We start from the raw sequence: 12512 nt of genomic DNA on the forward strand, positions 1-12512 counted from the left end.
GCAGCGCTGTGCTGCACCACACTGATCCACATGTCAGGAGAGACCGGTGACGGACGTCCGGGTAATCATCAGCCGCGAACCCGATCGGGAAGAGCGCGTGGTGACCACGGGCACTACGGCCGCCGATCTGTTCGCCGACGACCGCTCGATCATCGCGGCGCGGGTCGCGGGTGCGCTCAAGGACCTCGCGTACGAGGTGCAGGACGGCGACGAGGTCGAGCCGGTCGAGATCAGCAGCAAGGACGGCCTCGACATCCTGCGGCACTCCACCGCGCACGTGATGGCGCAGGCCGTGCAGGAGATCTTCCCGGAGGCCAAGCTCGGCATCGGCCCGCCGATCAAGGACGGCTTCTACTACGACTTCGACGTCGAGAAGCCCTTCCACCCCGATGACCTCAAGGCCATCGAGAAGAAGATGCAGGAGATCATCAAGAAGGGCCAGAAGTTCGCCCGCCGCGTCGTCACCGACGAGGCCGCGCGCGCCGAGCTGGCCACTGAGCCGTACAAGCTGGAGCTGATCGGACTCAAGGGCAACGCCTCCTCGGAGGACGGCGCCAGCGTCGAGGTGGGCGGCGCCGAGCTGACCGTCTACGACAACCTCGACGCCAAGAGCGGCGAGCTGTGCTGGGGCGACCTCTGCCGTGGCCCGCATCTGCCGAGCACCCGGATGATCCCGGCCTTCAAGATCATGCGGTCGGCCGGTGCGTACTGGCGCGGCAGCGAGAAGAACCCGATGCTCCAGCGCATCTACGGCACCGCCTGGCCGACCAAGGACGAGCTGAAGGCCCACCTGGACTTCCTGGTCGAGGCCGCCAAGCGTGACCACCGCAAGCTGGGCAGCGAGCTCGACCTCTTCTCCATCCCCGAGGAGATCGGCTCCGGCCTCGCGGTCTTCCACCCCAAGGGCGGCGTCATGCGCCGGGCCATGGAGGACTACTCGCGCAAGCGGCACGAGGAGTCGGGCTACGAGTTCGTCTACACCCCGCACGCCACCAAGGGCAGCCTCTTCGAGCTCTCCGGTCACCTCGACTGGTACGCCGACGGCATGTACCCCCCCATGCAGCTCGACGGCGAGAACGACTACTACCTCAAGCCGATGAACTGCCCGATGCACAACCTGATCTTCCGCTCCCGGGGGCGCTCCTACCGCGAACTCCCGCTGCGGCTCTTCGAGTTCGGCACGGTCTACCGCTACGAGAAGTCCGGCGTGGTGCACGGCCTGACCCGCGCCCGGGGCTTCACCCAGGACGACGCGCACATCTACTGCACCAAGGACCAGATGGCCGGCGAGCTCGACTCGCTGCTCACCTTCGTCCTGGACCTGCTGCGCGACTACGGCCTGAACGACTTCTACCTGGAGCTCTCGACCCGCGACCCCAAGAAGTCGGTCGGCTCGGACGAGGACTGGGCGGAGGCCACCCAGGCGCTCGCCGACGCCGCCGAGAAGCAGGGCCTGGAGCTGACCCTCGACCCCGAGGGCGCGGCCTTCTACGGCCCGAAGATCTCGGTCCAGGCGCGGGACGCGATCGGCCGCACCTGGCAGATGTCGACCATCCAGGTCGACTTCCAGCTGCCGCAGCGGTTCGAGCTGGAGTTCCAGGGCGCGGACGGCAACCGACAGCGCCCGGTCATGATCCACCGTGCGCTGTTCGGCTCGATCGAGCGGTTCTTCGCGGTGCTGCTGGAGCACTACGCCGGTGCCATGCCGCCGTGGCTGGCTCCCGTCACCGTGGTCGGCATCCCGATCACCGACGAGCACGTGCCGTACCTCCAGGAGGTCGCGGCCGAGCTGAAGAAGCGCGGCATCCGCGTCGAGGTGGACGCCTCGGACGACCGGATGCAGAAGAAGATCCGCAACGCCCAGAAGTCCAAGGTGCCGTTCATGCTGATCGCGGGTGCCGAGGACATCGCGGCCAACGCCGTGTCGTTCCGCTACCGCAGCGGTGAGCAGAAGAACGGCGTGCCGGTCGCGGACGCCGTCGCGGAGATCATCGACGCCGTGGAGCGCCGCATCCAGGTGTGACGCTGATGCGTGCGGTGTGGGGCGGACTCGACGAGTCTGCCCCACACTGCTTTGCAAGCGGCCTACGGCGAATATGCTGATCAGCATGACGAGTGAGCCGGAAGTGCAGCAGGGCGTGGGGGAGCCGGACGGATTCCGGCGCCTGTGGACCCCCCATCGGATGGCGTACATCCAGGGCGAGAACAAGCCCACCGGCCCGGCTCCGGACGACGGTTGTCCGTTCTGCTCGATCCCGTCGCTCAGCGACGAGGACGGGCTGGTCGTGGCCCGGGGGAGTGCGGTGTACGCGGTGCTCAACCTGTACCCGTACAACGGCGGGCACTTGATGGTCGTCCCGTACCGGCACGTGGCCGACTACACGGAGTTGGACGAGGCCGAGACGGCGGAGCTCGGCGCGTTCACCAAGAAGGCGATGACGGCGCTGCGAGCCGCCTCCGGGGCGCACGGCTTCAACATCGGGATGAACCAGGGCGCCGCCGCCGGGGCGGGGATTGCCGCGCACCTGCACCAGCACGTGGTGCCGCGCTGGGGCGGGGACACCAACTTCATGCCGGTGGTCGGGCACACCAAGGTGCTGCCGCAACTGCTCGCCGACACCCGGAAGATGCTCGCCGAGGCCTGGCCGCAGGGCTGACATGACCGGACACAGAGCTGGGGCCCGTGCCGCGACGGCACGGGCCCCAGGCGTCTGCGGGCGGGCTCAGCCCGCGTCGTAGTTGTCGGCGCGGAAGGGGCGGACGCTCTGCATCTCGGCCTTCAGGATGCCGCTGCGGAGGGTGAAGCGGTCGACGTTGACGTCGTGCTCCTGCAGGAACTCGACCGTCGCGGCGATCACCGCGTTGACCACCGGGGTCGCGCCGTAGATGACGTCGTCGGACTTGAAGCGGCTGCCCCACGTCCGGTCGGCCCAGGCGCCCCTGAGCGAGAACGGCTCCGGCAGGGCGATCGAACCGCCGAGCCAGGAGAGCAGGGTGGGCAGCTTCATGAACGGCGCCCGGACGGCCTGGCGGACGACCTCGTCGTTGTCGACCAGCGGCAGCTGGACAGTCCGGGTCTCCCAGAACTTGCCGGCCTTCGCGACCTCCTGCTCCTTCGGCTTCGGCTTGGCGCTGAACAGCCCGTGCAGCGGCCCGAGCGCGTACCCGGCGACGGAGACCCGCAGGGTGTTGCTGAGCACGGTGACGCCGATCAGCAGGGTCGAGACCAACTGGCCGTTGTGCAGCACGAGTTGGGCGGCGAGCCGGTGCCGGGTGTCGGTGCCGAGGGTCTGCCGGTTGGCGATCTGCTGGATGCCGAAGTCGCGCATCCGGTAGCCGTCCATGTCGGCGCCGGACGGGCGGCCGATCTCGTCCGCGCCCTCCGGGATGTCCGTCACGACCCACTGCTGCACCGAGACGTGCGGCATGCCGCCGTTCGCGACCTCGCTCTGGCCGAGCCCGCCGAGCTTGGCGGTGATCCGCCGGGTGAGGTCCCACGGGTGGAAGGCCCGGAAGTCCTGGTGCCCCTCGGCCGGGTGCAGGTCCTCCGCGACCTCCCAGACGCCCCAGCGGACCCCCGCCCCGAGCACGCCCTTCGAGCCGGCGTAGTGCTGGATGTTGGTCTCCTGCTCGGCCGTCAACCGCTCCAGCTGGGCCCGGAGTTCGTTGGCCCGCTTGTCCATGTCGTCCCGGGGGACGGCCTTCGGCACGGTCGCGGCCAGCGCGCTGCCGTCGATCAGGCCGCCCCAGCGGTTCCGGAGGTCGATCACGCTGCGCAGGCAGATCTGCCTGGCGATGGACCAGCCCGCGATGGGGGCCAGCATCACCACCCGGCAGTAGATCCCGAGCAGCCCGTGCAGCGGGGGCCGCCACGCCAGCAGCGCCGCCAGGCCGAAGGCCAGCAGCATCACCAGCATGTTGAAGAAGCCCTCGCGGGAGGACGGGCTCGTCCGCTTGAAGTACGCCCGGGAGTAGAACGCGGCGAGCCAGATCAGCGTGCCCGGCAGGAAGAGCACGCCGCAGATCAGCGTGACCAGCGTCAGCTGCCTGTCCCGGCCCCGGCGCAGCTCCTCGGCGGCGAGGCAGTGCTCGACCACCATCCGGGTGTCGGTGCCGAAGGAGGGCACCAGCGGGTTGCGCTTGGGCCGCAGGGTCCGGTCGATGACGGCGCGGCTGAAGGCCTCGCCGATGCTCGGCTTGAAGAGCTCGTTGAACCGGCCCTTCTTGAGCTTCAGACCGGTCAGCTTCTCCAGCTCGTCCACCGGGAGGTCGCGGTAGGCGACCGAGGAGAGCAGCTGGGTCACCGCGGTCTGTGGTCCGACATCCGTGCGGGGTATCTGCGCACCCGGGGTCATGTCCAGCTTGGTCACGGTGTTCTCCCCTCCTCCCCTGTCAGCGGCAGGCTACCGTGACGGCGCCCTGCCGCGCGGATGATCGTCTGAACAGCGGTCACATCCGGCCGGGCTCGGGCCTTTTCTGGAGGGTGCCCACTTTCGGCCCGTTCTGATCCTCCCGGCGGGGGTGCCGGTGCAGGTGGGGCGCTCGGTGGGGAGCATGATGGCGGTATGGCTGAGGTGAAGAGTTCCGATCCCGTGCTGGTCTTCGACGGCGACTGCGGTTTCTGCGCGACGTCCGTCCGGTTCGCCGAGCGTTACCTGCGGGCGACGCTGGCCTCCGGCGGCTGGGAGGCGGTGCCGTTCCAGTTCGCGGACCTCCCGGAGCTGGACGCCCGTGCGGGCGGCCGGGGGCTGGTCAGCTGGGAGCGGGCCGAGCGGCAGATCCTCTGGCTGACGCCGGGCGGTGAGGTGTACGCGGGCGCGCAGGCCGCCGCGCGGCTGCTGATGCGGACGGGCGGAGCCTGGGCGTACCTGGGCGCAGTGCTCACCCTCGCGCCGGTCCGGCCGGTCGCGGCGGCGCTGTACCGGCTGGTCGCACGCAACCGCCACCGCATGCCGGGGGGCACCCCGGCCTGCGCGATGCGTTAGCCGTCCACGAGGTCAGGGGCGCGGGGAACTGCGCGATGCGGAAGGCGCCGGACCGCTGCTCCCGGTTACGCGCAGTTCCCCGCGCCCCTGGGGGGCTGCAACCTCAGGAGGCGTGCTCGTACTGCGCCGCGAGGGCGGGCGGCATGGGGGCGTGGCGGAGGTAGCTGCGGGTGAAGTGGCCGGTGCCGTGGGAGAGGGAGCGGAGTTCGACGGGGTAGCGGGTCAGTTCGAGTTCGGGGACTTCGGCGCGGACGAGGCTGAGGCCGGGGCCGCCGGGTTCGGTGCCGAGGACGTGGCCGCGGCGGGCGGAGAGGTCGGTGAGGACGGCGCCCTGGTACTCGTCGGGCAGCAGCACCTGGACTTCGTCGACGGGTTCGAGCAGGCGGACGGAGGCGTGGGCGGCGGCTTCGCGGAGGGCGAGTTGCCCTGCGGTCTGGAAGGCGGCGTCCGAGGAGTCGACGGAGTGGGCCTTGCCGTCGGTGAGGGTGACGCGGACGTCGACCAGCGGGTAGCCGGCCAGGACGCCGTGGGCGAGCTGGGCGCGGACGCCCTTCTCGACGGAGGGGACGAAGTTGCGCGGGACGGCGCCGCCGACGACCTTGTCGACGAATTCGAAGCCGCCGCCGGGCAGCGGTTCGACGGTGAGGTCGCAGATCGCGAACTGGCCGTGTCCGCCGGACTGTTTGACGTGGCGTCCGTGCCCGCTGCCCGCCGTGGCGAAGGTCTCGCGGAGGGCGACGCGGTAGGGCACGGTGTCGACGTGGACGCCGAACCGGCTGGTCAGGCGGTCGAGGACGACGGCCTGGTGGGCCTCGCCGGTGCACCAGAGGACGAGTTGGTGGGTGTCGGGGTTCTGCTCGATCCGCAGGGCCGGGTCCTGGGCGGTGAGCTTGGCGAGGCTCTGGGCGAGCCTGTCCTCGTCGGCCTTGCTGTGGGCCTCGACGGCGATCGGCAGCAGCGCCTCGGGCTGCGCCCAGGGTTCGATGAGGCGGTCGTCGGCGCAGAGCGGGTCGCCGGCGCAGAGCGGGTCGCCGGTGCGGGCGGCGCCGAGCCGGGCCAGGCAGACCAGGTCGCCGGCGGTCGCGGCGGCGGCCGGGCGCTGCTGGTGGCCGAAGGGGGTGGTGAGGGCGGTGACGCGTTCGTCGGGCCGGCCGGGCAGGTGGAGGGCGGTGTCGGGCCGCACGGTGCCGGAGAAGACGCGGACGAGGCTGAGCCGCCCGACGTACGGGTCCTCGCTGGTGTGGATGACCTGGGCGGCGACGGGGGCCTCCGGGTCGCAGGGCGGGAGGTCGTCCTGCCGTTCGGCGGGTGTGGGGAAGATCTTGGTGATCAGGTCGAGGAGTTCGGCGGCGCCGCCGGGCCGTCCGGTGGGGGAGGCGGGCGGCGTGGTGGCGAGGACGGGGTGCAGGGCGCCCTGGAGGAACTCGCGGCGCAGCGCGGCGGTGAGCGAGGCGGGGTCGAGCTCCTCGCCGGCCAGGTAGCGCTCCAGCAGGGTGTCGTCCTCGCCTGCGATGGCTTCGACCAGGCGGGCGCGGGCGGTGTCGGCGTCGGCGGGGGGTTCGTCGGGGTCGCCGTAGCGGCGGCCGGTGAGCAGGTCGAGCGAGCCGAGCAGGTGGCCGTCGCGGAGGGTGGCCAGGTGCAGGGGCATGACGGTGTCGGGGTGGCCGTCGCCGAAGGCGTCCTGGCAGGCGGCGTAGGCCTCGTCGAGGCGTACGTGGGCGGCGTTGAGGTGGGTGAGGACGATGGCGGTGGGCAGCAGGGCGGCGCGGCACTCACGCCAGAGGGCGAGGGCGGGCAGGCCGATCGGTTCGGCGGCGGAGACGACCAGCAGGGCGGCCTCGGCGGCGCGCAGCCCGGCCCGGAGTTCGCCGGCGAAGTCGGCGTAGCCAGGGGTGTCGAGCAGGTTGATCTTGGTGTCGCGGTGTGCGACGGGGACGACGGCGAGCTGCACGGAGCGCTGTTGGCGGTGTTCGATCTCCTCGTGGTCGGAGACGGTGCTGCCGTCGGGGACCGTTCCGGCTCTGGTGAGGGCGCCGGCGGCCAGGGCCAGGGACTCGGTGAGGGTGGTCTTCCCGGCGCCGCTGGGGCCGACCAGGGCGACGTTGCGAAGGTCCGAGCTGTTCCGGACGGCTGGTGCGGGCGGGTGTGAGCTGGTCCGGTCCGCCATGGCTGCCTCCTGAAGTCCCCGAGGTGCTTGCCGTTACATGCGGTGAGTGGGAAAGTACGTTCGGTGGTGGCCCGGCCGGGTCCGTCCACCGGCCTGCGCCCGCACGCTGGCGTGGGGCGGCGGAGCGCACCGGCGGCGTGGATACCATTGTCCAGCCGGGCGGGCTGATCCGCCCGGCCGCCCGCCGCCCACCGAGGCGCGGGGCGACGTAGGCAAGATCGGGGCGGTCCGGAAGGCCATGCTCAACAAGTACGCACGTGCCTTCTTCACACGTGTCCTGACGCCGTTCGCAGCGTTCCTGCTGCGGCTGGGGGTCAGCCCGGATGCGGTCACCCTGATCGGTACGGCCGGGTCGGTGGCCGGTGCGCTGGTGTTCTTCCCCCGTGGGGAGTTCTTCTGGGGCACCATCACGATCACCCTCTTCATCTTCTCCGACCTGGTCGACGGCAACATGGCCCGCCAGGCGGGCACCTCCAGCCGGTGGGGCGCCTTCCTCGACTCCACGCTGGACCGCGTCGCCGACTCGGCGATCTTCGCAGGGCTGGCCATGTGGTACGCCGGGAAGGGCGACAACGAGCTGCTCTGCGCGGTGGCGATCTGCTGCCTGGCGAGCGGTCAGGTGGTCTCGTACACCAAGGCGCGGGCCGAGAGCCTGGGCCTGCCGTGCAAGGTCAACGGGCTGGTCGAGCGGGCCGAGCGGCTGGTCGTCAGCCTGGTCGCGGCCGGGGTGTCGGGCCTGCACACCTTCGGGGTGCCGTACGTGGAGTGGCTGCTGCCGGTGGCGCTCTGGCTGGTCGCCGTGGGCAGCCTGATCACGATGATGCAGCGCATCCTGACGGTCCGCCGGGAGGCGCTGGAGGCGCAGGACACCGAGGTGACGGCATGACGGGCACGGTGCAGGAGCGGCTGGTCGACTCGGCGTACGCGCTCGGCTGGGCGGCGCTGCGGCACCTGCCCGAGCCCGCCGCGCGGGGGCTGTTCGAGCGGATCGCCGACTCGGCGTGGCGCAAGCGCGGCAAGCGGGTGCTCCAGCTGGAGGCCAATCTGCGCCGGGTCCGCCCGGAGCTGGACGAGGCCGGGCTGCGCGAGCTCTCGCGGGCCGGGATGCGCTCCTACCTGCGGTACTGGATGGAGTCCTTCCGGCTGCAGACCTGGAACCCCGAGCAGATCCTCGAGAACGTCCAGGTCAAGGGCGCCGAGGGCCTCAACGCGGAGCTGGCGACCGGCCGGGGCGTGGTGATAGCGCTGCCGCACATGGCGAACTGGGACTCCGCCGGGGCCTGGGTCGCGGCCTGCGAGGGGCACCGCTTCACCACCGTCGCCGAGCGGCTCAAGCCCGAGTCGCTGTTCGACCGGTTCGTCGCGTACCGGGAGAGCCTGGGCATGGAGGTGCTGCCGCTGACCGGCTCGGGCGTGTCGGTGATCGGCACGCTGGCGCGGCGGCTACGCGAGGGGAAGCTGGTCTGCCTGGTCGGCGACCGCGACCTCTCGGAGGCCGGGCTGCCGGTGGACTTCTTCGGTGAGCAGACCCGGATGCCCGCCGGGCCCGCGGCGCTGGCGCTGCGCACCGGCGCCGCGCTGATGCCGGTGACGCTCTGGTACGACGGCCCGGTGATGCGCGGGGTCATCCACCCGGAGGTGCTGCCGCCCGAGGAGGGCGACCAGAAGGAGAAGACCGTCGCGATGACGCAGGCGATGGCCGACGTCTGGGCCGACGGCATCCGGGAGCACCCGGAGGACTGGCACATGCTGCAGAAGTTCTGGCTGGCGGATCTGCCGCCGCGCGATCCTGCGGCGCAGGGCCAGACGCAGGGCCAAGGGGGAGCCTCGTGAAGATCGGCATCGTCTGCCCGTACGACTGGGACGTCCCCGGTGGGGTGCAGTTCCACATCCGGGACCTGGCCGAGCACCTGATCGCGCTCGGGCACGAGGTCTCGGTGCTGGCGCCCGCCGAGGACGAGTCGGCGCTGCCGCCGTACGTCGTCTCCGCCGGGCGGGCCGTGGCCGTGCCGTACAACGGCTCGGTGGCCCGGCTGAGCTTCGGCATCATCTCGGCGGCCCGCGTCCGGCGCTGGCTGGGCGAGGGGCGCTTCGACATCCTGCACGTGCACGAGCCGGCCTCGCCGAGCCTGTCGATGCTGGCCGCGTGGGCGGCCAACGGCCCGATGGTCGGCACCTTCCACACCTCGAACCCGCGCTCGCGGGCGATGATCGCGGCCTCGCCGATCCTCCAGCCGAGCCTGGAGAAGATGAGCGCCCGGATCGCCGTCAGCGAGTACGCCCGGCGCACCCTGGTCGAGCACCTGGGCGGTGACGCGGTGGTCATCCCGAACGGCGTCGACGTCCGGTTCTTCGCCGACGCCGAGCCCGATCCGCGCTGGCAGGGCGGTGCGGCGGCCGGCAACCCCGGCACGATCGGCTTCATCGGCCGGATCAACGAGCCGCGCAAGGGCCTGCCGACGCTGCTCGCCGCGCTGCCGAAGATCCTGGCCGAGCGGCCGGGCGTGCGGCTGCTGGTCGCGGGCAAGGGCGACGAGGTGGAGGCCGTGGCCGGGCTGGCGCCCGAGGTGCGGCAGCAGATCGAGTTCCTCGGCATGGTCAGCGACGCGGAGAAGGCCCGCCTGCTGCGCAGCGTCGACCTGTACGTCGCCCCGAACACGGGCGGTGAGAGCTTCGGCATCATCCTGGTCGAGGCGATGTCGGCCGGTGCGCCGGTGCTGGCCAGCGATCTGGACGCGTTCCGCCAGGTGTTGGACGGCGGCGCGGCGGGGGAGCTGTTCCCGGTCGAGGACGCGGCGGCGCTGGCCGATGCGGCGGTGCGGCTGCTGGCGGCCCCGGAGCGGCTGAAGGAGCTGCGGGAGGCCGCCTCGCGGCACGTCCGGCGCTTCGACTGGGAGACGGTCGGCGCGGAGATCCTCTCGGTGTACGAGACCGTCACGGACGGCCGCCCACTGGTCGCGGAGGACGAGCGGGTGGGCTGGCGCGAGCGGCTCGGGCTGTCACGCGACTGAGCGCCAGCGCATGCGGCCTCGGGGTCGGGCACGTAACGTCGTCATCTGATCACGGATGGTGACTGCCCAGCCCGGGAGGGCCGATGACCTCGTCAGGAGACACCCGCACCGCTGCACCTGGCGGAGCACTGCGGCGGCTGGGGGAGTGGTGCGCCCGGCACGGCGTGCTGGTGGTCGTGCTGTGGCTGGTGGTGCTGGGCGGCCTGCACGGGCTGCAGAACGCGTTCGGCGGGACCTACTCGGACGACTTCTCGCTCCCCGGTACGCAGTCGAACACCGGCCGGGAGGTGCTCCAGGCGAACGCTCCCGCCGCTGGCGGCACCGGCGCCCAGGTCGTCCTGCACGACGCGCAGGGGCCGCTGACCGGCGTCCAGAGCCAGGTCGGCCAGGCCGTCGCCGCGCTCCAGCAGCTGCCGCACGTGCTGTCGGCGGCGAACCCGCTGCCCGCCCCCGGGCAGCCGCCGACCGGCGCTGTCTCGGCGGACGGCGCGACGGGCTACATCACCGTCAAGTTCGACGTCACCCCGGCCACCCTCGGCCACTCCTACATCGCCGGGGTCGACGGCGCGGTGGCGCCGCTGCGGGCGGCCGGGGTCCAGGTCGAGTACGGCGGGCCGCTCGGGGAGCTCGCCCGGCCCGAGACCCGGGATTTCAGCAGTGAGGCGATCGGCTTCGCGGTGGCGGTCGTGGTGCTGCTGGTCGGCTTCGGCAGCCTGATCGCGGCCGGGCTGCCGCTGGTCACCGCGCTGGTCAGCGTGATCGTCGGGCTGAGCTGCCTGAGCCTGGTGGCCATCGCCTTCACCTTCGCGAGCGTGTCGCCGACGCTGGCCACGATGATCGGGCTGGGCGTCGGCATCGACTACGCGCTGTTCCTGATCACCCGGCACCGCCAGCTCGTCATGGACGGCGTGCCACCGCCGGTGGCGGCGGGCCGGGCGGTCGCCACCAGCGGCCGGGCGGTGCTGGTCTCCGGCTGCACCGTCATCGTCGCGCTGGCCGGGCTGTACGTCTCCCGGGTGAGCTTCATCGGCAAGCTCGGCGCTGCGGCGGCCGTCACGGTGGTGACGGCGGTGCTCGGCGCGCTCACCCTCGTCCCGGCGCTGCTGGGCCTGGTCGGCGGGCGGATCGACCGGTTCCACCTCCGCGAGCCGGTGGCGGAGGGCGCCCGGGGCGAGAGCGGCACGGGCGGCTGGCACCGGTACGCCCAGCGGGTGGAGCGCCGACCGTGGTGGTTCCTGGCGGGCGGGCTGGTGGTGATCGGGGTCCTGGCGATCCCGCTGTTCTCGATCCGGCTCGGGCACATCGGTGACGGCGCGGACCCGACCAGCTTCACCGACCGGCGGGCGTACGACCTGGTCAGTGCTGGTTTCGGGCCGGGCGCCAACGGCCCGCTGACCATCGTGGTCGACCAGAGCTCGGTGCCGGCCCAGAGCAGGGCGGCGCTGGCCGGCTCGCTGCAGCAGGCGCTCACCGGGGTGCCGGGGGCGGCGAGCATCAGCCCGCCGCAGCCGACCGGCAACGGCGACGTGCTGGTCTCGACGGCGGTCTCCGCCGTCGCGCCGCAGGACGCCGGGACGACCCGGCTGTTCAACCACCTCAAGGACGACGTGCTGCCGCAGGCGGTGGCCGGTACGGCCGCCAAGACCTACCTGACGGGGACGACCGCCGCCCAGGTGGACTTCCTGGAGCTGATCTCCGCGCGCCTCCCGCTGATCATCGCGGTGGTGGTCGGCCTGGCCTTCGTGATCATCCTGATCGTCTTCCGGGGGCTGCTGGTCGCGGTCAAGGCGGCGGCGCTCAACCTGCTCTCGATCGCCGCCTCGTACGGCGTGGTGGTCGCGGTCTTCCAGTGGGGCTGGGGCGGCCCGGCCCTGGGGGTCGCGGGGAAGGTGCCGATCGAGAGCTACGTGCCGATGATGATGTTCGCCATCGTCTTCGGCCTGAGCATGGACTACGAGATCTTCCTGCTCTCCCGGGTGCACGAGGCCTGGGAGCGGACCCGGGACAGCCGGGGCAGCGTGGCGCACGGGCTGGAGATCACCGCCCGGGTGATCACCTGCGCGGCGTTGATCATGGTGAGCGTCTTCGCCGCGTTCGTCCTGAGCGACAACATCGTGGTCAAGATGCTCGGGCTGGGGCTCGCGGTCAGCGTCCTGGTCGACGCGACGGTCGTCCGCCTGCTGCTCGTCCCGGCGGTGATGACGCTGCTGGGCCGCCACGCCTGGTGGGCCCCGGGCTGGCTCGACCGGGCCCTCCCGCACATCGACCCCGAGGGCTGACGGGCCCGCAGCGGGGGTGCCGGGCGGGGGTCGTAGGATCTGAGCGTCGCCCGCCGCCCCACCCCGCCGG

The 12512-nt window shown here is 72.0% G+C and carries 9 protein-coding genes; 7 read left to right on the plus strand and 2 right to left on the minus strand.

Annotated features, from left to right (window positions below):
* Positions 1–46 precede the first annotated feature (46 nt).
* A complete protein-coding gene (gene thrS / locus ACR68M_RS29780; RefSeq protein ID WP_441247240.1) occupies positions 47–2023 on the plus strand; it encodes a threonine--tRNA ligase in 1977 nt (658 codons plus the stop codon).
* A gap of 73 nt (positions 2024–2096) precedes the next feature.
* Positions 2097–2657 carry an HIT family protein gene (locus ACR68M_RS29785; RefSeq protein ID WP_441247241.1) on the plus strand — a complete coding sequence of 187 codons (561 nt, stop codon included), beginning with the start codon at positions 2097–2099 and terminating at the stop codon, positions 2655–2657.
* A gap of 66 nt (positions 2658–2723) precedes the next feature.
* On the opposite strand, the gene ACR68M_RS29790 is transcribed toward ACR68M_RS29785, so the two are convergent.
* Positions 2724–4370, minus strand: a complete 1647-nt coding sequence (locus ACR68M_RS29790) for a hypothetical protein (RefSeq protein ID WP_441247242.1) — start codon at positions 4368–4370, stop codon at positions 2724–2726.
* A 195-nt stretch (positions 4371–4565) separates the two neighbouring features.
* On the opposite strand from ACR68M_RS29790, the gene ACR68M_RS29795 reads away from it, so the two are divergent.
* On the plus strand, positions 4566–4985 hold the full coding sequence (locus tag ACR68M_RS29795; protein ID WP_441247243.1) for a thiol-disulfide oxidoreductase DCC family protein: 420 nt from the start codon (positions 4566–4568) through the stop codon (positions 4983–4985).
* Positions 4986–5088: 103 nt separating this feature from the next.
* Here the strand turns inward: ACR68M_RS29795 and ACR68M_RS29800 are convergent, their stop codons facing one another.
* Positions 5089–7152: an elongation factor G-like protein EF-G2 gene (locus ACR68M_RS29800; protein ID WP_441247244.1), complete on the minus strand. Its 2064-nt coding sequence runs from the start codon at positions 7150–7152 to the stop codon at positions 5089–5091.
* Positions 7153–7390: 238 nt separating this feature from the next.
* Here ACR68M_RS29800 and pgsA point away from each other — a divergent pair, with 238 nt between their 5' ends.
* The 4 genes from pgsA (at position 7391) to ACR68M_RS29820 (ending at position 12442) form a co-directional block, all read left to right on the plus strand.
* The gene (gene pgsA / locus ACR68M_RS29805; RefSeq protein WP_441247245.1) at positions 7391–8038 is read left to right on the plus strand and encodes a phosphatidylinositol phosphate synthase; all 648 of its coding nucleotides are present in this window, start codon (positions 7391–7393) and stop codon (positions 8036–8038) included.
* Positions 8035–8985 (plus strand): phosphatidylinositol mannoside acyltransferase, encoded by a 951-nt coding sequence (locus tag ACR68M_RS29810; RefSeq protein WP_441247246.1) that lies wholly within the window; start codon positions 8035–8037, stop codon positions 8983–8985. Before pgsA ends, ACR68M_RS29810 begins: the two co-directional genes overlap by 4 nt.
* Positions 8982–10163, plus strand: coding sequence for a glycosyltransferase family 4 protein (locus tag ACR68M_RS29815; protein ID WP_441247247.1), 1182 nt, complete (start codon positions 8982–8984; stop codon positions 10161–10163). Before ACR68M_RS29810 ends, ACR68M_RS29815 begins: the two co-directional genes overlap by 4 nt.
* Positions 10164–10246: 83 nt before the next feature.
* Positions 10247–12442, plus strand: a complete 2196-nt coding sequence (locus tag ACR68M_RS29820; RefSeq protein WP_441247248.1) for an MMPL family transporter — start codon at positions 10247–10249, stop codon at positions 12440–12442.
* Positions 12443–12512 lie beyond the last annotated feature (70 nt).

The organism is Kitasatospora sp. McL0602, assembly GCF_052076145.1.
Classification (GTDB): Bacteria; Actinomycetota; Actinomycetes; order Streptomycetales; family Streptomycetaceae; genus Kitasatospora.

Bases quoted from the DNA above. Each gene is read 5' to 3' on its own strand.
- ACR68M_RS29785 (WP_441247241.1), top strand. From the start codon at position 2,097: ATGCTGATCAGCATGACGAGTGAGCCGGAAGTGCAGCAGGGCGTGGGG.
- ACR68M_RS29795 (WP_441247243.1), top strand. From the start codon at position 4,566: ATGGCTGAGGTGAAGAGTTCCGATCCCGTGCTGGTCTTCGACGGCGAC.
- ACR68M_RS29800 (WP_441247244.1), bottom strand. From the start codon at position 7,152: ATGGCGGACCGGACCAGCTCACACCCGCCCGCACCAGCCGTCCGGAAC.
- pgsA (WP_441247245.1), top strand. From the start codon at position 7,391: ATGCTCAACAAGTACGCACGTGCCTTCTTCACACGTGTCCTGACGCCG.
- ACR68M_RS29810 (WP_441247246.1), top strand. From the start codon at position 8,035: ATGACGGGCACGGTGCAGGAGCGGCTGGTCGACTCGGCGTACGCGCTC.
- ACR68M_RS29820 (WP_441247248.1), top strand. From the start codon at position 10,247: ATGACCTCGTCAGGAGACACCCGCACCGCTGCACCTGGCGGAGCACTG.